Consider the following 19,109-nt stretch of genomic DNA (forward strand, 5'->3'; position numbering starts at 1 on the left):
GTGCCGTTCCTTTCAGGCCGGGGTGGAAACGATCAGGGGCTTGATGCAGTCATCGAGCTTGCCGGAGAAGATGTGGTAGCCCTCTGCGATGTGTTCCAGCGGGATGCGGTGGGTAACGATGTCACTGGGCTTGAGGTAGCCGTTCCGGATGTGCTCGAACAACCGGGGCCACTGCCGCTTGACCGGGCATTGGTTCATCCGCAGCGTCAGGCCCTTGTTGACGGCGTCCCCGAACTTCACGGCGCTGAAGATGGGGCCGTACGCGCCCACCACGGACACCGTCCCGCCCTTGCGCACCGCGTCGATGGCCCAGTTCAGCGCCACCGGCGAGCCGCCCTGCAACTTGAACTTGGAGGCGGTGACGTGCTGGAGGAAGTTGCCGTCCGCTTCGGCCCCTACGGCATCGATCACGACGTCGGCGCCCAGGTAGTCGGTCGCTTTCTTCAGGTGCACCACAATGTCGTCGTACTCAACAAAGTTGTACGTTTCGGCGTGGGCGAAGGTGCGTGCTTTTTCCAGTCTGTACTCCAGGTGGTCGATAACGATCACGCGCCCAGCCCCCATCAGCCAGGAGGACTTGGCCGCAAACAAGCCGACGGGCCCGGCTCCGAACACCACCACGGTGTCGCCTTCAACGATGTCGCCCAGCTGCGCACCGAAGTATCCGGTGGGAAGTGCGTCGGTGAGCAGGACGGCGTCCTCCTCGTCCATCCAGTCCGGAATCTTTGAAGGCCCCACGTCCGCGAAGGGAACGCGCACGAATTCTGCCTGGCCGCCGTCGTACCCTCCGCACGTGTGGGAGTAGCCGTAGATGCCGCCCACCGCCGTCGCGTTCGGGTTCACGTTGTGGCAGTTCGAAAACAGGCCGCGGGAGCAGAAATAGCACGATCCGCAGTACACATTGAACGGGACCATCACCCGGTCCCCGACAGCCAGGTTCTGCACCGAGGAGCCCACCTCATGCACCACGCCCACAAACTCGTGCCCGAACGTCATCCCCACCCGGGTATCCGGCATCATGCCGTGATAGAGGTGCAGGTCCGAGCCGCAGATGGCGCCGGTGGTAACGCGGATGATGGCATCATTGGGGTGCTCGATCTTGGGAATGTCTTTTTCTTCGACCCGGATTTTGTACGGGCCGCGATAAACCATTGCTCGCATGTGTGCCGCCTTGGTTGTTGGCTGGCAGTGCGGTTCCGTCTCGTGCAGGAACCACCCCGCTCCTTGAGGCGCACCGCCTGCCCTACGTTTCCACCTCGGGCAGGAGATGGTCAAGGGCCGGAGCGCAGGCACATAAGGGGGAGCACAGAATGCTTAGAGCGTCCGACGGCGGGTAGGGGACAGGGTGACAGGTGCCTCGATCAAAGGGGGAGCGGAAGAATGTCACGGGAAACCCGGACCATGCCGGCGAAGGCGGCCGGAGCGCCGGCCAAAGCCCCTGCGATCCTGTTCGGCATGGGCATTGGCGGATTCGTGGACGGCATCGTCCTGCACCAGCTGCTGCAATGGCACCACATGCTCAGCCACACCGAAAGCGGCAACACGAAAACCGTTCCAGGCCTGGAGCTGAACACGTTGGCGGACGGCCTGTTCCACAGTGCCATGTGGGTGCTGGTGGTGGCCGCGGCAGCCCTGGCCATCCGCGCCCGGCAGCAGGGGACTCTCTCAGCCCGCTGGAACTTCCACACCGGCCTGGTCCTCGTCGGCTGGGGCGTCTTCAACATCATCGAAGGCCTGATCAACCACCAGGTGCTGCAAATCCACCACGTCCGGGATGATCTGGGCGGACCGCTGGTATGGGACCTCGGATTCCTGGCGGTCAGCGTGCTGTTGGTCCTGGGCGGCTGGCTTCTGTTCAGGGGTAGCCCAGCGTCTGGAAAAACCGGCGGATCTAGCGCAGGATAGTAAGCATGCTGATTAAATCGGCTGCCGGAACCAGCACGGTTCCAAATACCCGAATGTGAGCTCGAGAGGACATACTCATGGTTTTCTTTCACAAGCAGGAACTTCAATACAAGGCAACCCCGGACAAGCCGGACGCCGTCTACGCCCGTAAGCTCCAGGAGGTGCTGGGCGGCCAATACGGCGAAATCACCGTTGCCATGCAGTACTCGTTCCAGGCTTGGAACGCCCACATGCCTGGTAAATACCGGGACATGCTCTTCGGGATCGGCGCGGAGGAATTCGGCCACGTGGAGATGCTGGCCACCATGATCGCCCAGCTGCTCGAAAAAGCGCCCCTCGGAATCACCGAGGACGCGGTCCAGTCAGACCCCACTGTCGCTGCCATCGTGGGCGGAACCGATGTCCAGTCTGCCATCGTAGCCGGGGCGGGCGTCCGGCCGGTGGACAGCAATGGCAACCCCTGGCAGGGCAGCTATGTCACCGCCAGCGGCAACATGCTCGCTGACTTCTGGGCGAACGCCAACGCGGAGATGCAGGGCCGGCTCCAGGTGGCCCGGCTCTACCACATGACCGATGACCACGGCATCCGGGATATGTTGTCCTTCCTGCTGGCCCGGGACACCATGCACCAGAACCAGTGGATTGCTGCAGCACGCGAGCTGCAGGAGGAAGGCAACGAGAACTTCCCCGTGCCCAGCAACTTCCCCATCAACAAGGAGATGCGGGACGTCGCCTACCAGTACCGGAACTTCTCCGACGGCCAGGCAGCCGCGGAAGGTTCATGGGCCAAGGGTCCTTCGCCGGACGGCCTCGGTGAGTTCAGCTACGTGGCAGAGCCCCCGGCCGGTGTCCCCATGCCGCCGCCCACGCACCCGGACTCGCGCTTCTACGGCACCACCGAGCTGCCGAACATCATGGAAAAGGCAGCGGGAACCATTCAGGACAAACTCAACAAGGAGTAACCGGCAGCGAAAAGCCCCCTGCCGCCGGCCCCTGAAAAAGGGCCAGCGGCAGGGGGCTTCGTTATGGAACGGCTACGTATTGGGGTCCGGGCTCTTGACGTCGCTCGGGCCGATGTCCGCAGCGCCCAGGACGTCGGCAATCGGGTTGTCAGCAGGCGCGTGCTCCCGCACGCTGAGCTCGGGGTGGTGCAGGTCCAGGGCCGGGCGCTCGGACCGGATCCGGGGCAACGAGGTGAAGTTGTGCCGCGGCGGCGGGCAGGACGTGGCCCACTCAAGTGATGCTCCGAAGCCCCAGGGATCGTCTACCGTGACCTTCTTGCCGTGCCGCCAGGTGATGTAGACGTTCCACCAGAAGGGAATCAGGGACGCACCCAGGAGGAAGGAACCCAGGGTGGAAAACTGGTTCATCCAGGTGAAGTTGTCCTCCGGCATGTAGTCGGCGTACCTGCGGGGCATACCCTCCACGCCGAGCCAGTGCTGGATGAGGAAGGTGGCGTGGAAGCCCAGGAAGAGGAGCCAGAAGTGGATCTTGCCCAGGCGCTCGTTCAGCATGGTGCCGGTGAACTTGGGCCACCAGAAGTAGAATCCTGCGAACATCGCAAACACCACGGTGCCGAACACCACGTAGTGGAAATGGGCCACCACGAAATAGGTGTCGGAGACGTGGAAGTCCAGCGGCGGGGACGCCAGGATGATGCCGGTGAGGCCGCCGAAGAGGAACGTGATCAGGAACCCGATGCTCCACAACATGGGGGTTTCGAACGTCAGCGAACCGCCCCACATGGTGCCGATCCAGTTGAAGAACTTCACACCGGTGGGAACCGCGATGAGCATGGTCATGAACGCGAAGAACGGCAGCAGCACCGCGCCGGTGACGTACATGTGGTGGGCCCACACCGTTACGGACAGGGCCGCGATGGCGATGGTGGCATACACAATGCCCTTGTAGCCGAACAGGGGTTTCCGGCTGAATACCGGGAAGATCTCGGAGACAATGCCGAAGAACGGCAGCGCGATGATGTACACCTCGGGGTGGCCAAAGAACCAGAACAGGTGCTGCCAAAGGATGGCGCCACCGTTGGCGGGGTCGAAGATGTGGGCGCCGAACTTCCTGTCCGCTCCTAAAGCAAACAGGGCCGAGGCCAGCGGCGGGAATGCCATAAGCACCAGGATGGACGTCACCAGGGCGTTCCAGGTGAAGATCGGCATCCGCCACATCGTGAGGCCCGGGGCCCGCATGCAGATGATGGTGGTGATGAAGTTGACCGCACCAAGGATCGTGCCGAAACCTGACAACGCCAGGCCGAAGACCCAGAGATCACCGCCGATGCCCGGGCTGAAGGTGGTGTTGGACAGCGGCGCGTAGGCGAACCACCCGAAGGAGGCAGCCCCCTGCGGGGTGATGAAGCCCGATGTTGCAATCGTGGAGCCGAACAGGAAGAACCAGAAAGCCAGCGCGTTCAACCGGGGAAAGGCAACGTCCGGCGCACCAATCTGCAGCGGCATGATTACGTTCGTAAACCCGGCAAACAGCGGAGTGGCAAACATCAGCAGCATTACGGTGCCGTGCATGGTGAAGAGCTGGTTGTACTGCTCCTTGGTCTGCAGGATCTGCATCCCGGGTTCAAACAATTCGGCACGGATCAACAGCGCCATCACGCCGCCAAGGAGGAAGAAAATAAAGGACGCGATCAGGTACATATACCCGATGGTCTTGTGGTCCGTGGAAGTGATCCAACTGACCACCATGCTGCCCTTGGGGCGTTTGACCACCGAGGGTGCGGCAGTATCCGTTGTAATGCCCGTGTTCTGGCCGATGGCGGTCATTACGGTTCCGTCCTTTGCTGTGCCCGTTCCAGGGCCGGTTGTGCCGGATTCTTGTCATATTTGTCGCCGAGGATGCCGGTGTTGCCCTTTGCCCGGAGATCCGAGATGTGGCTGTTGTATTCCTGCTCGGTCACCACCCGAACCTTAAAGAGCATTTCGGAATGGTATTCACCGCAAAGCTCGGCACACTTGCCGGTGAACTCCCCGGTGCGGTTGGGAATGATGTCGATAAACCTGTTGAACTGGTTTTCGCCCGGGTACATGTCCCGTTTCTGGAGGAACTCCACCAGAAAGAAGGAGTGCTGAACATCCCGGGAGTTCAGCTGCAGCTCAACCTTCTTACCCACTGGAAGGTACAGGGTGGGCAGCCTGTCAGGAGCGCCGTACTTACCGTCCAGGTGGGCCTGCACGCCGGGATCCTCGTGGACGTCTTCCTTGACGTAGTTGAAGTCCCAGGACCATTGCTTTCCGCGGACGTCGATGATGACATCCGGGTCCTCGAAGCGGTCGTCTATGGCGCGCTGGTCGCGGTCGGTGAACACGAACAGGACCCCAACAATCATCAGCGGCACCGACAGGTAGAAGACTTCCAGCGGGAGGTTGTAGCTCATCTGGCGTGGAAACCCAACGGTGTCCTTCCTGCGGCGGTAGGCGATGATGCACCACAGAATGAGCCCCCACGTGATCACACCAATAATCAGTGCAGCGATCCAGGAGTTAACCCACAGGTCCGTGATCAGAGGCGTGTGGTCCGTGGTGTCCCGCTCGCCGGGCAACCAGCCGCGCTGGACCTCCGCAGAGCAGGAGGTCAAAGCCATCAGGGCCGGAATCGAAAGTAACGCGGCACTCCGCCGCCATTTGAAGGTGTTTCTTCCAGTGCTCACCGCGGTTCCCTCCGGACAGACCCAGAGGCCCAACTTCATGAGCCCAATTACCCATGGCGCTGGCCAGTGGTTTTGTGCCCACACTAGCTTGGGTAGGAGCGCGATGGGAAGAGGCCGCGCTCTTCCTTGACCTCCGCGGCCAAACCCCGGGATCACCAACAACCACGCCGAAGCGGGCGGCCCGGCACCCCGCAGGATGTGACGCCCGACGGCGGGACGAAACTATCGGCGTCGGGCGTCACTTCAGCTTGCCCCGCCGCCGGCCGCATCGGGTGCTTCGCTGATGATTTCCCTGGCCGCCATGGCCAGCAGTTCACGCTGGAGGGCCGGCAGGGAGATCAGTCCCTCCGTGTAGGCCTGGACCTCATACTCGCCGGCAACGCCGCTCATGCTGAAGTACCGGAGCCAGAGCTCGGAGACGCTGATGTCGGCCTCCTGCAGGGCGGCATTGAGTTCGTGGCGTTGCTCCGGTTCGTGCGGTTCAAATCCCATCGCTGTCCCCCAATAGCGTTGTTGCCGTAGGCCTGTGTTGCTGCCTTAGGCGACGTCTGGGTAACTGCGGAGGATGTAATCGGCTGCGGCCGCTCCGGTCATGTGCAATTGGGAGCGGTTGACATCCACGCCGCAGCGCAACATGCCAGCGCGGAAGGCCTGGTCCGGTTTGGCCCGGAAGCCATGCAGCGAAGCCCAGCTGACATAGAGGCCGTAGAGGCAGTCGGGCCCCAACGGGTGCTCGGCCTCAGGGTCCGGGATTGTGGCCTCATCAAGGAACTGCTGGAAGTACGAGGACGGCATGATGGCTCTATCCGATTCTGCAACAATGCGCCACCGGGTGGCTTCAGCAGCTGCTCGCCCGGCCGATGCAGGAGTGCCGGGGAGGACGGGTACGCCCGTCACGCTTCTGAATCTACTCGCGGGGCAGGGGGGAAGTACAGGGGAAGTACAGCCGTCCGCCGAACCGGCAGAGCACGTCCGGGGCAGCACCAGCACACAGCCGTAACAAAAGACAAGTCTTCCCAACAATTCATAAGCGTGCTTATTATGTTCTTCTTTCGACGGCATGCAGAGCCCGTCAGCACATCTTCCCTGGTGGGCTCCCCGGGAAACAGCTGAAAGGCTTCCATGCATCTGATCCGTTCCGAGTACTCCAACCCTAACCATGTGCTGGTCCACGTGAGCGACCCTCATTTTGTGGAAGAGGGGCTGCTGTACGGCGAGCTGGATCCCCAGACGGGGCTGGTGGAAGTCCTTGATGCCATAGAGGCCAGCGGCCTGAAACCGGAAGCGATCATCTTTTCCGGCGATCTCACGGACAAGGGCAGTGTGGAGGCCTACCGGCGCCTGCGGACCACGTGCCAGGGGTACGCCGGGCGCATGGGGGCTCAGCTTATATGGGCCATGGGCAACCACGACGAACGCAGGAATTTCCAGAAGGTGCTCCTTGACGAGGCGCCGGACACGCTTCCCATCGACCGTACCTATTACTTGGGCAATCTGCGGGTGCTGGTTCTTGATTCCTCCACTCCCGGCCACCACCACGGGGAAATCAGCGCCCATCAGCTGCGTTGGCTGGCCGCGGAACTGGAAACAAGGGCCGACGACGGCACCCTCCTGGTGATCCACCACCCGCCTGTTCCCCCCGTACAGGAACTCGCGGTGCTTTCGGAGCTGCGGAACCAGGACAGCCTGGCGCAGGTACTGGAAGGCAGTGACGTCATAGGCATCCTGTCCGGCCACACACACCACAGCGTGTTTTCCACGTTCGCCAACATCCCCGTTTCGGTGGCCTCCTCCACCAGCTACAACCAGGACCTGGCATTGCCGTCAGGGGCCATGCAGGGCCTGGACGGCGCCCGTTCCTTCAACCTCATCCGCATCCACAACCGGACCTTTGTTTCTGCGGTGGTCCCGGTGGGCGAGTACCCCCGGATGAGTTCCTACGTCACTGCCGAGGAAACCCGCCAGCGGCTCCAGGCCGCGGCCGTCACCATCCCCTCCGCCACCGAGAACGCAGGAGGCACCCCCATCGGCCGCCGCTAGGCCGCCAATCCCCAAGAAAGGACCAGCCATGAACCAGAAACCACCCTCTCCAACCGGCACCCGCCGCCGCAACGTGGCGGTCATCCTGGCCGGAGGCATCGGCGCCCGCATGGGCCTGGACATACCCAAGCAGTTTGTTCCGATCGCCGGCCGCACCAGCCTTGAGCACACGGTGGAGCTGTTCCAGCACTGTGGGCTGGTTGACGAGATCATTGTCATGATGGCCCCCGGGTACCTGCCGCGGGCCGAGGAACTGCTTTTGGGCAACAGGCCCGGGGCCACATCGGATGCGAAAGCAGCCAAGAAATTCGGCAAGCTCACTTCCATCCTGACCGGCGGCGCGGACCGCAGCGAAACCTCACGCCTGGCGCTGGACGCCATCGCGGACAAGGACGCCAACGTCATCTTCCACGACGCCGTCCGGCCCCTGCTCGACGGCGACATCATCATCGCCTGCATCCGCGCACTCGACGTCTATGCCGCAGTGGACACCGCCATCCCCTCAGCGGACACCATCATCGAAGTGGATGATGAGAACTTCATTCGTGCCGTTCCGCCGCGGGCCAAGCTGCGAAGGGGCCAGACGCCGCAGGCGTTCCACATGCCCGTCATCGCAAAGGCGTACGAAAGGGCCGGCCAGGACCCGGACTTTTCCGCCACGGACGACTGTTCTGTGGTCCTTAAGTACTGCCCCGATGTCCCCATTTTTGTGGTGGACGGGGACGAAGCAAACATCAAGATCACCCAGCCCATCGACATCCACCTTGCGGACAAACTCTTCCAGCTCAGGCACAAAACCATGCTCCCCGGCGGTAATACGGACGGGCTCCGCGGTTCCACCGTTCTGGTGTTCGGTGCGAGTTCGGGGATCGGCCTGGAACTTGTCCAGCAACTTGAGGCTGAAGGCGCCCTCGTTGTGGGGCAGAGCCGCACCGGTAACGGAACCTACGTGGAGGACCGCAAGTGCGTAGCGGAGGCGCTCGCCTCAGCTGCTGCCACCCACGGCCGCCTGGACCACGTCATCCTCACAGCCGGCGTCCTCAGTGTGGGGCCGCTTTCCCAGCTGACCGATGAGCAACTGCACCACGACGTTGACGTGAACCTCACGGCGGCTTTTATTGTGGCCCAGGAGTCGCAGAAGTACCTGGCTGAAAGCAAGGGATCATTGACGCTTTTCGCCTCCAGTTCCTACACCCGGGGCCGGGCGAACTACACGGTTTACTCCGCCACCAAGGCCGCGATCGTGAATCTCACCCAGGCGCTCGCGGACGAGTGGAGCGCGGACGGCATCCGGGTGAACTGCATCAGCCCCAGCCGGACCGCCACGCCCATGCGGACCAGGGCTTTTGGGGCAGAGGAGGAAGGATCCCTGCTCCCCGCGGCAGCTGTGGCCTGGGCGAGCGTCCAGGTCCTGGCGTCGGCCATGACGGGGCAGGTGGTGGATGTCCGGCTTCCGTACACGGACCCGTCCAAAGATTCGGAACTGGTGGCGCAGCCATGAGCCAGGACGTCGAGACCCGGGACGGCCCGCTGGCTCCCGGGGCTCTGGCTGTTCAGGTGCCGGCCGGGAGCGGCAGCTACAGCCACAGCCTCTGGGCGGACAGGGTGTCACTTACCCTGACAGGACCGCCCATCCCGGCGGGCACAACCCTGTCCATCCGGCTGGGCGACAGGCCCATCTGGAGCGTCCATACGGGCGAGGCTGCCAGGGCCGGTGCCGGCGGCTGCACCATCGACTGGCCGCCGGCCCTGGCCGTCCGCCTGTCCGGCTGGGCGCAGCTCGCGGTGCTGCAAGACGGAAAGCCGTTGTGTCCGACGGCGACGGTCATCTTTGATGACTCACCCCACCAGTTCTCGCTGGAGGAGCCGGGCACCGGGGTGCCCCAGATTATCAACAAGTGGGGGCGGATCGCGCGGAACTTCGAAGGCCAGCGGGCCTACCTGATTGATGAGGCGTTGGACGAGGCCTGCACGCTGGTTGAGTTGATGCGGAACCGCGGCCACGAATTGTTCGTCACAGGCGGCACGCTCCTGGGGCCTGTCCGGGACGGGCACGTCATGCCCGGTGACGACGACGTGGACCTTGCCTACCTCAGCAGGTACGAAAACCCCTCGGACATCGCTTTGGAGGGCTTCGAGCTGGAACGGGCCCTGCATGCGGAGGGTTACGAAACCGTCCGGCATTCCGCCGGGCACCTGCAGCTGCTCTTTCCCGGAGCGGACGGGACGGACAGGTTTTACCTGGACATCTTCACGTACTTCAACGTGGGCGGCTGGTTCCACGGAACCTTCCATGCCCGCGAGCGCGCCGAGGAAGTAACCATCTTCCCGTTGCGGAACCTCACCATCAACGGCAGGGAACTGCCAATGCCGGCCGAGCCGGAGCAGATGCTTGAGGCGATCTACGGTCCCGGCTGGCACACCCCCGATCCGGCGTTCCGTTTCGTCACGCCACCGCCGGCACGCCGCCGTTATGACACCTGGCTGGGCGGCCTGGACTGGGACCGGGAGAACTGGGAGGACCACCACCGGGCGCTGCTTCAGCGGACAGCCGGGCACGATGCCGGCCAGACACCCTCGGCCTGGGCAGCGGAGCTGGCCCGCGGACTGCCCCCGGGGTCACGCATCCTGGAGCTGGGCTGCGGACTCGGCGCGGACGCGAAGCATTTCGCGGAACAGGGGCACCACGTAGTGGCCGTTGACTACAGCAGGCCGGCGCTCCAATACCTGCAAACGCAGCCGTGCGGGTCCGGGACACTGGAGGCCCGGCGGGTCAACCTCAACTCGCTCCGGCAAACTGCACCACTGGCCAGACTGACCAATGACGGTGCTGGTCCGCTGCATGTGTACTCGCGCCTTTTGCTGAATTCGCTGGACTGGCAGGGCCGGGAGAACACGTTGGGGCTGATCCGGCAGCTTCTGCGGAACCAGGGCCAAACTGCGGCAGCGTTCCTGGAAGTACAGGTGGCGGAGCCGCGGCCGGCCTTCCCGGATTGCCGCTTCTACGGGCCCATCGATGTTGACGACCTGAAAGGCAGCCTCGCTGAACTGGGGCTGCAGGCAGAGGATGTTCCACCAAAACCAGGGGGCCTGGACGATGGCGCCCTTCCCACCCGACGAGTGAAAGTGAGGGCCTTGCCATGAATGATCCACTGATTGACGCCATCCACGAGCACGAGCCCCTGGCCGACCCGCTGGAAGAGGTAAATTTGCGGCTGGCCATCGCCGCAACAGATATTGCTGAGCTGCGCGCCGAGGTTCTCCGGCTGGACCGGGACCTTGACGAGTCCCGGCGGTTAAACCGAAGGGCTGCGGAGCTGCTGGACCTCGTCTACGAGCACCTGGCCGCCAACCCTGGCCGCCCCGCCGCTGGGGCCGGTACCTTTGACCGCGCCGGCACCCGGCCGGGCGGCGCGCAGGCTCCTGCTTTCCAAGGCGAAGGCGCCGGTTTATGAGCGCACTCGAAATTATCGGCGCCTTTGAAAGTACGTACCTCCCGCGCCATGACAAGGACATCTTCGAGTCCACTGCCCACGACGTCCAGTGGAAGCAGGACCTCGAACTGCTGGCCAGCTGCGGAGTTCAAAGGCTGCGGTATCCGGTGCGCTGGCACCGGGTGGAAGCCGAGGAAGGCGTCTTCAGCTGGCAGGACACGGACAGGGTGCTGCACTATCTGCGCGACCACGGTTTCCAGCCCATCGTGGACCTGGTGCACCACACCAGCTATCCCCGGTGGATGGAAGGGGGCTTTGCGGATCCCCGCTTCCATTCCGCCTACCTGCGGTACACGGAGGAGTTTGCCCGGCGCTACCCTTGGGTGGAGGAATACACACTCTTCAATGAGCCCTTCTCCACCCTGTTCCTCACCGGGCATGAGGGCATCTGGCCGCCCTACCAGAAGGGCATGGACAACTTCGTGAGCCAGATCCTCAACGTGCTGCCGGCCGTGGCAGAAGCGAGCCGCGCGTATGCGGACCTGCTGCCCGGCGCCAAGCATGTATGGGTGGACACCTGTGAACACCACACAGGTGAGGGCTCCGGCGGAAGCGCCTACGCTGCCATGGCCAACGAACGCCGGTTCCTGGTGCTGGACAGTTTCCTCGGCAAGGGCTACGACCCGGACGGCCCCGTGGCGGACCTGCTAAGCGAAGCCGGGGGAGAGAGGCTGCAGGACCTGGAGCCGGGACGGGTCGATGTATTGGGGCTGGACTATTACGCGCACTGCCAGTGGCACTTCGATGACATCGGCGGCTCGCCCAACACTCCGTATCCCCTGCCGCTCGCCCAGCAGATCTACCTGTACTGGGACCGCTACCGGCTGCCGTGCCTGCTGACAGAGACCAACATCCGCGGCCGCACATCTGATCGTGCCACCTGGTTCAAGTACGTGCTGGAGCAGTGCGAACGGGCGCAGCAGATGGGAGTTCCCCTTGAAGGCCTGTGCTGGTTCCCGGTGATCGACTCCACGGACTGGAACACGCTCCTGTACCGCAGCGACGGCTCCATCGACCCTGTGGGCGTGTATTGGCTGGACGATGAGCTGGCCCGCCAGCCGTCAGCCATGTCGGAGTCATACGCGAAAGCCGCCGCCGGCACGCCGTCAAGTGAGCTCCCGGCCTTCACGCTGGGCGAACCCGTCGCCACATGGCTGCGCGGTTACGAGCAACAAATGTCGCACTGGAACTGGACAGCTGCCCCTGATGCGGATCAGGGAAACAGCCTGCCCAATACGCAGACCAAGATGGAATTGAGGATAGTCAATGCAGAGTGAACTGATCGTCTTGTCGCATCTTCGCTGGGACTGGGTATGGCAGCGTCCCCAGCACCTCGTGTCCCGGCTGGGCTCCCGCTGTTCCACCTGGTACGTGGAGGAGCCGCTCACGCCCGCGCCCGATTTCGGCGGGCCCAACCGCATGAACCACACGAAAGTGGACGGGCTGAACCGCGCCTGGCTGGAGATTCCGGAGCAGGGCCACCACGTGGGCTTTTTCGACGACGTCCTCCCGGACTACATCGAGCAGTTGCCCGGGCTGGTGGGCCCGCCAGCCGGCGAGCGTGTGGTGTGGATGTACACCCCGCTGTCGCTGGAACTGGCCCTCGCGCTTAACCCCACCACGCTCGTGTATGACGTCATGGACGATCTCGCCGCCTTCAAGGATGCCCCGCCGGAGCTGGTAGTGAGGCAGCGGCAGGCGCTCCGCAGGGCCGACGTCGTCTTTGCCGGCGGCCGCTCGCTGCACAGGTCGATGGTGCGGCAGGGCCGCGCGGACACACTGCTCTTTCCCAGCGGCGTGGAGCCGGAGCACTACCGGACCCCGACGGCGGCACCCCGGGTTCCCGGGCAGCGTCCGGTGGCGGGGTACGTGGGAGTGCTGGACGAACGGCTGGACCTGGACCTCATCGCCGACCTCGCCCGGGCACTGCCGGAATGGGACATCAGGATGTACGGGCCAGTGGCCAAGATCGACCCGGCCACCCTGCCGCAGGCGCCCAACATCAGCTATGAGGGGTACACCAGCTATGCGGACCTGCCGGCAGCGATGGCCGGCCTCGATGTGGCCCTGATGCCGTTCGCGCCGAACGAGGCCACACGCTCCATCAGTCCCACCAAAACTTTGGAGTACCTCGCGGCCGGACTCCCGGTGGTTTCCACGCGGGTTCCGGACGTGGTGGCAGACTTCCCCGGCGTGGTGCACCTGCGCAACGACGGCGCCGGCTTTGCTGCCCTGTGCCGGACGCTCGGCCAGCGGGACCCCTCCCGCGGACCCAAGCCCAACACCCGTGAGCTGCTGAAGAAGTACCACTGGAACGCGATTGCCGCCCGGATGGCGGAGTCCGTTTTTGCCGCAGGACTGCAGGAACCGGAACCGGTTGACGCCGAGGCCACAGCCTGATTGTCTTCTGCCAACCCCCACAAGTTGACCTGTAAGAGAAGGAGCTGAACAACGATGAACGAAGTACCCCTGCACAGGGAACTGCCGCTGCCGGACTACGACCACCTGCCGGTGGGAACTCTGCCGTCGCGCATCTCCGGCCTGGAAGAGGCGCAAGTGGCGCAGCTGATCACCTACGAGGAGGCCCACGGGAACCGCCTGCCCATCATGCAGATCCTCGAAAAAAGGCTTCATGACCTGCAGGGCGGTACGGTGCCCCGCGGCCCGCAGTCGCCCAGCACCCCGGAGGTCAACACCGGCACGCCGGACACGCCGCAGACCGCCAGTGTTCCCGGACCGCCCATCAATCCGCCGTCGCAAGGTGATCCCACCAACCCTGCCCAGCCCCGGTGAGCCGTGGAGCAGCATCACGGAGTCGAGGACCACGACGGTCCCGACCACGACGGCCCGGAGCGCCCCGCCCCGGATGATGCCGGCGGGGATAACGGCGGCCCGGAAAACCAAAGCGGCGAGGACCTTCACGCGTTCGTCAGGTCCCGCCGGGCCGAGTTGGAGGGCCAGTTGGCTGAGTGGGTGCGCGTGCCCGGCGTGCTGGGTGACCCCGGGCACGTGCAGGACCTGCTCCGCTCCGCCAACTGGCTCGCCGGCGAGTTCCGTCACGTCGGCTTCCCGGTGGTGGAGGTTTTCCCCACCGGGGAGTCCCACGCCGTGTACGCAGAATGGTGTGAGGCACCCGGCGCACCCACGGTCCTGGTTTACAGCCATCACGATGTACGGGTGGCCAAGCCCGGGCAGTGGGACCAGACTGCCCCGTTCGAGCCGGTGGTTCGCGACGGCAGGCTGTACGGGCGGGGCAGTTCGGATGCCAAGGGCCAGGTTCTGGCCCACCTGTGGGGGCTGCGCGCGCACCTGCACCAGCAGTCCACACGCTCTCCCACTTATGACCCCCAAAACCCGGACGCTCTCTCACTTAACGCACCCCAAACCCCAACGCTCCTGCAGTCCCCGGCGCCGGCCCTTAACCTGAAGTTCCTTGTCGAGGGGGAGGAGGAGGGCGGCTCGCCGCACCTGGCTGAGCTGCTCGAGGAGCAGGCGGACCGGTTCAAGGCGGACCTTGTGGTGTTCTCGGACACCCTGCTCTTCCGGGAGGATTATCCGGCGCTGTGCCTGAGCCTGCGCGGGATGCTCAGCGCACATCTGGAAATCACCGGTCCTGAGGTGGACGTGCACAGCGGCGCCGTTTCCGGTGCCGTCCCCAATCCGGCTTTCGAACTGAGCCGGCTCCTTGCCGCCTTCCATGACAAGGATGGCCGGATTGCCATCCCGGGGTTCTACGACGACGTGGCGCCGGTGCCGGAGGAGTACCGGGAAGCGCTCGCACGCCTGCCGTTCACGGACGAGGACTGGCTTGAGCGTTCAAAGATGGGGAGCGTCACGGGCGAAGCGGGTTACTCGGTACCGGAACGCTTGTGGCTCCGCCCGGCGGTGGAAATCACGGCAATGATCGCAGGTGATCCGGCCGGAATTTCCAGCGCCGCCGTCCCGTCTGTGGCGTCCGTGGACCTGAGCCTGCGGACAGTACAGGGCCAGCGGGTGGAGAAGGTGGCTGAGCAGCTCCGGCAATGGGTCCAGGACACGGTGGGGGACAACTACGGCCACACGCTGAGCGTTGACCTGGCGACAGCCCAGGAACCGTACTGGACGCCCGAGCACCCCGCTGTCCCGGCGCTGGAGCGGGCCATGGCTGCAGGCTTCCGCTCATCAGAGGTGGGCAGGATGGGAAACGCCGGCGGCGGGCCGGCCACACTGCTGAGCAGGTTATTGGACGCTCCGGTGGTGTTCTTCGGGACCGGCCTGGTGGAGGACCATTGGCACGACAGTGATGAAAGCGCCAACCTTGAGGTCCTGGTGAACGGCGCGGTGACGCTGGCCTGCTTCTGGGATGAGCTGGCGGGCATGGAACTGACAAAGGACGACGGCGATGGACACCTCAGGCATTAACGGCACCCCAGCGGGGGCGGCCGGCGCGAACGGCCGGGGCCCCGGCACGCGGACATTCGGGGTGGAGGAGGAGCTGCTCCTGGTGGACCCCGGCAGCGGGGATGCGGTTCCGGTAGCGGGCGCCCTTCTGGACCTGTACGTCCGCCCGCTGGAGTCCCGCAACGGTCCTGTCCTCACGGCCGAGTTCCAGCAGGAGATGATCGAGGTGGTCACCCCGCCCCAATCGACGTTGGCTGCCCTGGAAGCGGACATTGTTGCCGGGCGGGCCATCGCGCACCAGGCGGCTGAGGACGTGGGGGTCAGGGTGGCAGCGCTGGCCACCTCGCCACTTCCGGCAGATCCCCATCCCGTGCAGCTCCGGCGGTTCAAAGCCATGGCGAAGGAGTATGGGCTTACCGCCCGTGAGCAGCTCACGTGCGGCTGCCACATCCATGTCTCCGTGGAGTCGGCGGAGGAGGGCGTGGCGGTGCTGGACCGGATCCGGAACTGGCTGCCGGTGCTGATCGCCCTGAGCGCCAACTCCCCGTTCTGGCACGGCGAAGACACCGGCTACGCCAGTTACCGCTCCCAGGTGTGGAACCGGTGGCCGTCCGCCGGTCCGCTTGGAGTCCTCCGTACCCCGGAGGCCTACTATCAGCTGGTGCAGGACATGGTGGGCACCGGCGTCGCGCTGGACGAGGGGATGATTTATTTTGACGCCCGGCTTTCCCGGCACTACCCCACCGTGGAGCTACGGCTTGCGGATGTCTGCCTCCGGCCGGAGAACACCGTGCTGCTGGCCGGCATCGCCCGCGGACTGGTGGAGACGGCGGCGCGGGAGTGGCGGCAGGGCGTCGAGCCGGCGGTGGTTCCCACTGCGCTGCTGCGGCTGGCGGGCTGGAAGGCGAGCAGGTGGGGGCTGCGCGGAGAGCTCCTCGATCCGGTGACAAGCCGGCCGGCGCCCGCTCTCGCCGTCGTTAATGCCCTGATGAACCACGTACGCAAGGCCCTGGAAGACATCGGGGACCTGGAACGGGTGGAGGAGCTGATGGACGATCTGCTCAACGCCGGCACGGGCGCAGCCCGGCAGCTTGAGGTCCTGCACCGCACCGGGGACCTGGAGGACGTTGTACGGGACGCGGCCGACTGCACTGTCCGGGTCCCAGCCAAGGAGGACTAGAGAGCAGTGTTGCGCGGGGCGAACATGATCACGGCGACTCCGAGCAGGCAGATGGCGGAACCTGCGATGTCCCATTTGTCCGGCCGGAAGCCGTCAAAGACGATGCCCCAGACAAGGGAGCCCGCCACGAACACGCCCCCGTAGGCGGCGAGGATCCGGCCGAAGTGTGCATCAGGCTGCAGGGTAGCAGCGAAACCGTAGATGCCCAGTGCGATAACGCCCAGGCCGGCCCACCACCACTCCTTGCCTTCCCTGACCGACTGCCAGACCAGCCAGGCGCCGCCGATTTCAGCGGCGGCGGCAAGGATAAACAGCAGAATTGTTTTCGCGATGGTCACAGGGCTATTTTCGCAGCTCTATCCGGCTGCTCAGGGCGGCCACGGTGCGCAGGGCCCCAGTGCCGCCGATTCAGGAGCTGGCTTCGTCGGCCCCGTGCGGCAGGACCACGCGGTCCGCAGCTTGTGCCGCGAGGGGGAACAGGAGGAGCAGGAGGCCCACACCCGCTGCCGCGCCGATGAGCTGGGCGATGATGAAAGCGGGTACCGATGCCGGTGCGATGCCGGCGAACGTGTCGCTGAAGATGCGGCCGATGGTTACTGCCGGGTTGGCGAACGACGTCGAGGACGTGAACCAGTACGCGGCCCCGATATAGGCGCCTACCGCCGGTGCGGCAAGGGCGCCCCGCTGGGTGGCGGCAAGGGCGAAGATCAGCAGGATAAGGCCGGCGGTGGCCACAACTTCGCTGAGCAGATGGCCGCCGGTGGCGCGGTCCTTCCCGGAAAGGGAAGTCCCTACCTCGAACATGGTGTTCGCGATCACGCTGCCGCTGACCGCGCCGAGTGTTTGGGCCGCAACATAGGTGCCCACCTCCGGCAGGGTGAGGCCCGTCCCGCTGCGCCGCCCCAGGAGCCAGTCCACGAGGGAGACCACAGGGTTGAAGTGCGCTCCGCTGACGGGCCCGAACAGAAGGATCAGGACGGTCAGGCCCAGCACCGTCGCGGTGCTGTTCTGCAACAGCTGCAGGCCGACGTCGTGAGGTGAGAGCTGCTGGGCCATAATCCCGGAACCGACGACGATCATGACGAGCAGGCTGGTGCCCAGAAGCTCAGCGACGGCGCGGCGCCACAGCGGTGGCTGGTTGGTAGTCATAGCTTCAAGCTTGACCCACGAAATTATCTCAGTCAAAATTGAGGCAATGAAAACTGAGCTTGCTGACACTTTCCACTCGCGGGTGGCCAAGCATGCTGCCCTCGCTGACCCTGCGCGGCTGCGGATCGTTGATCTGCTCACCCTCGGGGACTTTTCCCCCACGGAACTGCAGGCCGAACTCGGGATGCCGTCCAACCTGCTGTCCCATCACCTGCGCGCCCTGGAAGGAGCGGGGCTGGCAACCCGGCACCGCTCCGAGGCCGACAAGCGCCGCAGCTACATCCGCCTGGCTGCCGGAGCGCTCGAAGGTCTGGCGCCCGGCGCTGAACACGATGCAGGGCGCGTTCTATTTGTGTGCACGCGCAACAGCGCCCGTTCCCAACTGGCGGCCGCCCTCTGGCAGCAGGCAAGCGACATCCCGTCAATCTCTGCCGGAACGCACCCGGCGGACCGTATCGCGCAAGGAGCCATCGACGTCGCCCGCCGCCACGGCGTGGATCTTCCGGAGGTCCGGCCCCGGAAGCTGGGCCCGGTGACCGGCGGCGACTTTGTCATCACCGTCTGCGATAACGCCCATGAGGAGCTTTCCGGCCTCGGCGGCGTCCACTGGTCGGTCCCGGATCCCCTTCGGACCAACACAGAGGAAGCCTTTGAATACGCCTTCAACGACCTTTCCCACCGCATCAGCGACCTCGCGCCGCGGATGCTCGCGGCCTGAACGTTTGCCGCACCATATTGACAACCATCAATGCACTGTCCCATACTTCCTGCATCGATCAACTTCAATATATGATGCGGGAGGTGCGGTCGCGGCGATAAACCCAGCGTCCCCTAACCCCCAGGAGCAAACTATGAGTACCGAAACCGCCAAGAAGCCCTCCGTCCTGTTTGTCTGCGTCCACAACGCCGGGCGCTCCCAGATGGCCGCCGCCTTCCTCACCAGCCTCGGCAAGGGCGAGATTGAAGTCCGCTCCGCCGGGTCCCAGCCGGCGGACAAGATCAACCCCGCCGCCGTCGAAGCGATGGCAGAACTGGGCATCGACATGTCCGCCGAGGTGCCGAAGGTCCTGACCACCGAGGCCGTGAAGGAGTCGGACGTCGTCATCACCATGGGCTGCGGCGACGAGTGCCCGTACTTCCCGGGCAAGCGCTACGAGGACTGGGTTCTGGAAGACCCGGCAGGCAAGGGCGTCGATTCCGTCCGGCCCATCCGTGACCAGATCAAAACCCGCATCGAGGGCCTGATCGAGTCCCTTATCCCCGCCGCCAAATAGCCCGTTCCGGACAC

The 19,109-nt window shown here is 64.6% G+C and carries 20 protein-coding genes; 13 read left to right on the plus strand and 7 right to left on the minus strand.

What is annotated here, in order from left to right; genetic code table 11:
- Positions 1-12 precede the first annotated feature (12 nt).
- Complete coding sequence (locus tag AC5RVN_RS15425) at positions 13-1,161, minus strand: zinc-dependent alcohol dehydrogenase (RefSeq protein WP_494105281.1); 1,149 nt, start codon at positions 1,159-1,161, stop codon at positions 13-15.
- Between the two features lie 219 nt (positions 1,162-1,380).
- Between AC5RVN_RS15425 and AC5RVN_RS15430 the strand changes: the two genes are divergently transcribed.
- Positions 1,381-1,905 (plus strand): DUF2243 domain-containing protein, encoded by a 525-nt coding sequence (locus tag AC5RVN_RS15430; RefSeq protein ID WP_494138503.1) that lies wholly within the window; start codon positions 1,381-1,383, stop codon positions 1,903-1,905.
- Positions 1,906-1,982: 77 nt separating this feature from the next.
- Positions 1,983-2,867 carry a manganese catalase gene (locus AC5RVN_RS15435; protein WP_494138504.1) on the plus strand — a complete coding sequence of 295 codons (885 nt, stop codon included), beginning with the start codon at positions 1,983-1,985 and terminating at the stop codon, positions 2,865-2,867.
- 72 nt (positions 2,868-2,939) lie between these two features.
- Here the strand turns inward: AC5RVN_RS15435 and ctaD are convergent, their stop codons facing one another.
- The 4 genes from ctaD to AC5RVN_RS15455 all read right to left on the minus strand — a co-directional run bounded on the left by ctaD (position 2,940) and on the right by AC5RVN_RS15455 (position 6,475).
- On the minus strand, positions 2,940-4,694 hold the full coding sequence (ctaD, locus tag AC5RVN_RS15440) for an aa3-type cytochrome oxidase subunit I (RefSeq protein ID WP_494105278.1): 1,755 nt from the start codon (positions 4,692-4,694) through the stop codon (positions 2,940-2,942).
- The gene (gene ctaC, locus AC5RVN_RS15445; RefSeq protein ID WP_494138574.1) at positions 4,694-5,512 is read right to left on the minus strand and encodes an aa3-type cytochrome oxidase subunit II; all 819 of its coding nucleotides are present in this window, start codon (positions 5,510-5,512) and stop codon (positions 4,694-4,696) included. Before ctaC ends, ctaD begins: the two co-directional genes overlap by 1 nt.
- A gap of 309 nt (positions 5,513-5,821) precedes the next feature.
- Entirely contained in the window at positions 5,822-6,070 is a 249-nt protein-coding gene (locus tag AC5RVN_RS15450; RefSeq protein ID WP_494041568.1) for a hypothetical protein, read from the minus strand.
- 45 nt (positions 6,071-6,115) lie between these two features.
- Entirely contained in the window at positions 6,116-6,475 is a 360-nt protein-coding gene (locus AC5RVN_RS15455) for a hypothetical protein (RefSeq protein ID WP_494105277.1), read from the minus strand.
- Positions 6,476-6,700: 225 nt separating this feature from the next.
- Between AC5RVN_RS15455 and AC5RVN_RS15460 the strand changes: the two genes are divergently transcribed.
- From AC5RVN_RS15460 to AC5RVN_RS15500, 9 genes are read left to right on the plus strand one after another with little or no spacing between them, the layout of a single operon-like run.
- On the plus strand, positions 6,701-7,618 hold the full coding sequence (locus AC5RVN_RS15460; RefSeq protein WP_494105276.1) for a metallophosphoesterase: 918 nt from the start codon (positions 6,701-6,703) through the stop codon (positions 7,616-7,618).
- A gap of 28 nt (positions 7,619-7,646) precedes the next feature.
- Entirely contained in the window at positions 7,647-9,119 is a 1,473-nt protein-coding gene (locus AC5RVN_RS15465) for an SDR family NAD(P)-dependent oxidoreductase (protein WP_494105275.1), read from the plus strand.
- Positions 9,116-10,762: a LicD family protein gene (locus AC5RVN_RS15470; RefSeq protein WP_494138505.1), complete on the plus strand. Its 1,647-nt coding sequence runs from the start codon at positions 9,116-9,118 to the stop codon at positions 10,760-10,762. The genes AC5RVN_RS15465 and AC5RVN_RS15470 overlap by 4 nt, the downstream gene beginning before the upstream one ends.
- Complete coding sequence (locus tag AC5RVN_RS15475; protein ID WP_494041573.1) at positions 10,759-11,073, plus strand: DUF6752 domain-containing protein; 315 nt, start codon at positions 10,759-10,761, stop codon at positions 11,071-11,073. Before AC5RVN_RS15470 ends, AC5RVN_RS15475 begins: the two co-directional genes overlap by 4 nt.
- Positions 11,070-12,389: a family 1 glycosylhydrolase gene (locus AC5RVN_RS15480; protein ID WP_494138506.1), complete on the plus strand. Its 1,320-nt coding sequence runs from the start codon at positions 11,070-11,072 to the stop codon at positions 12,387-12,389. Before AC5RVN_RS15475 ends, AC5RVN_RS15480 begins: the two co-directional genes overlap by 4 nt.
- Positions 12,379-13,512, plus strand: a complete 1,134-nt coding sequence (locus tag AC5RVN_RS15485) for a glycosyltransferase (RefSeq protein WP_494138507.1) — start codon at positions 12,379-12,381, stop codon at positions 13,510-13,512. Before AC5RVN_RS15480 ends, AC5RVN_RS15485 begins: the two co-directional genes overlap by 11 nt.
- 54 nt (positions 13,513-13,566) lie before the next feature.
- Positions 13,567-13,905, plus strand: a complete 339-nt coding sequence (locus AC5RVN_RS15490) for a DUF8129 domain-containing protein (RefSeq protein WP_494105271.1) — start codon at positions 13,567-13,569, stop codon at positions 13,903-13,905.
- A 3-nt stretch (positions 13,906-13,908) separates the two neighbouring features.
- Positions 13,909-15,513, plus strand: a complete 1,605-nt coding sequence (locus AC5RVN_RS15495; RefSeq protein WP_494105270.1) for a M20/M25/M40 family metallo-hydrolase — start codon at positions 13,909-13,911, stop codon at positions 15,511-15,513.
- Complete coding sequence (locus AC5RVN_RS15500; protein ID WP_494138508.1) at positions 15,494-16,672, plus strand: carboxylate-amine ligase; 1,179 nt, start codon at positions 15,494-15,496, stop codon at positions 16,670-16,672. The genes AC5RVN_RS15495 and AC5RVN_RS15500 overlap by 20 nt, the downstream gene beginning before the upstream one ends.
- On the opposite strand, the gene AC5RVN_RS15505 is transcribed toward AC5RVN_RS15500, so the two are convergent.
- Positions 16,669-17,010, minus strand: a complete 342-nt coding sequence (locus tag AC5RVN_RS15505; RefSeq protein ID WP_494041579.1) for a YnfA family protein — start codon at positions 17,008-17,010, stop codon at positions 16,669-16,671. The two genes, AC5RVN_RS15500 and AC5RVN_RS15505, sit on opposite strands and share 4 nt — an antisense overlap.
- Positions 17,011-17,080: 70 nt before the next feature.
- On the minus strand, positions 17,081-17,821 hold the full coding sequence (locus tag AC5RVN_RS15510) for an aquaporin (RefSeq protein ID WP_494138509.1): 741 nt from the start codon (positions 17,819-17,821) through the stop codon (positions 17,081-17,083).
- 46 nt (positions 17,822-17,867) lie between these two features.
- Between AC5RVN_RS15510 and AC5RVN_RS15515 the strand changes: the two genes are divergently transcribed.
- Both AC5RVN_RS15515 and AC5RVN_RS15520 read left to right on the plus strand, forming a co-directional pair.
- On the plus strand, positions 17,868-18,539 hold the full coding sequence (locus AC5RVN_RS15515; RefSeq protein WP_494138510.1) for an arsenate reductase/protein-tyrosine-phosphatase family protein: 672 nt from the start codon (positions 17,868-17,870) through the stop codon (positions 18,537-18,539).
- Between the two features lie 133 nt (positions 18,540-18,672).
- Complete coding sequence (locus tag AC5RVN_RS15520) at positions 18,673-19,095, plus strand: arsenate reductase ArsC (protein ID WP_494138511.1); 423 nt, start codon at positions 18,673-18,675, stop codon at positions 19,093-19,095.
- The last annotated feature ends 14 nt before the right edge of the window (positions 19,096-19,109 follow it).

This window comes from Arthrobacter sp. sptzw32 (assembly GCF_059089735.1).

Bases quoted from the DNA above. Each gene is read 5' to 3' on its own strand.
- AC5RVN_RS15425 (WP_494105281.1), bottom strand. From the start codon at position 1,161: ATGCGAGCAATGGTTTATCGCGGCCCGTACAAAATCCGGGTCGAAGAA.
- AC5RVN_RS15430 (WP_494138503.1), top strand. From the start codon at position 1,381: ATGTCACGGGAAACCCGGACCATGCCGGCGAAGGCGGCCGGAGCGCCG.
- AC5RVN_RS15435 (WP_494138504.1), top strand. From the start codon at position 1,983: ATGGTTTTCTTTCACAAGCAGGAACTTCAATACAAGGCAACCCCGGAC.
- ctaD (WP_494105278.1), bottom strand. From the start codon at position 4,694: ATGACCGCCATCGGCCAGAACACGGGCATTACAACGGATACTGCCGCA.
- ctaC (WP_494138574.1), bottom strand. From the start codon at position 5,512: ATGGCTTTGACCTCCTGCTCTGCGGAGGTCCAGCGCGGCTGGTTGCCC.
- AC5RVN_RS15450 (WP_494041568.1), bottom strand. From the start codon at position 6,070: ATGGGATTTGAACCGCACGAACCGGAGCAACGCCACGAACTCAATGCC.
- AC5RVN_RS15460 (WP_494105276.1), top strand. From the start codon at position 6,701: ATGCATCTGATCCGTTCCGAGTACTCCAACCCTAACCATGTGCTGGTC.
- AC5RVN_RS15465 (WP_494105275.1), top strand. From the start codon at position 7,647: ATGAACCAGAAACCACCCTCTCCAACCGGCACCCGCCGCCGCAACGTG.
- AC5RVN_RS15470 (WP_494138505.1), top strand. From the start codon at position 9,116: ATGAGCCAGGACGTCGAGACCCGGGACGGCCCGCTGGCTCCCGGGGCT.
- AC5RVN_RS15475 (WP_494041573.1), top strand. From the start codon at position 10,759: ATGAATGATCCACTGATTGACGCCATCCACGAGCACGAGCCCCTGGCC.
- AC5RVN_RS15480 (WP_494138506.1), top strand. From the start codon at position 11,070: ATGAGCGCACTCGAAATTATCGGCGCCTTTGAAAGTACGTACCTCCCG.
- AC5RVN_RS15485 (WP_494138507.1), top strand. From the start codon at position 12,379: ATGCAGAGTGAACTGATCGTCTTGTCGCATCTTCGCTGGGACTGGGTA.
- AC5RVN_RS15490 (WP_494105271.1), top strand. From the start codon at position 13,567: ATGAACGAAGTACCCCTGCACAGGGAACTGCCGCTGCCGGACTACGAC.
- AC5RVN_RS15500 (WP_494138508.1), top strand. From the start codon at position 15,494: ATGGACACCTCAGGCATTAACGGCACCCCAGCGGGGGCGGCCGGCGCG.
- AC5RVN_RS15510 (WP_494138509.1), bottom strand. From the start codon at position 17,821: ATGACTACCAACCAGCCACCGCTGTGGCGCCGCGCCGTCGCTGAGCTT.
- AC5RVN_RS15515 (WP_494138510.1), top strand. From the start codon at position 17,868: ATGAAAACTGAGCTTGCTGACACTTTCCACTCGCGGGTGGCCAAGCAT.
- AC5RVN_RS15520 (WP_494138511.1), top strand. From the start codon at position 18,673: ATGAGTACCGAAACCGCCAAGAAGCCCTCCGTCCTGTTTGTCTGCGTC.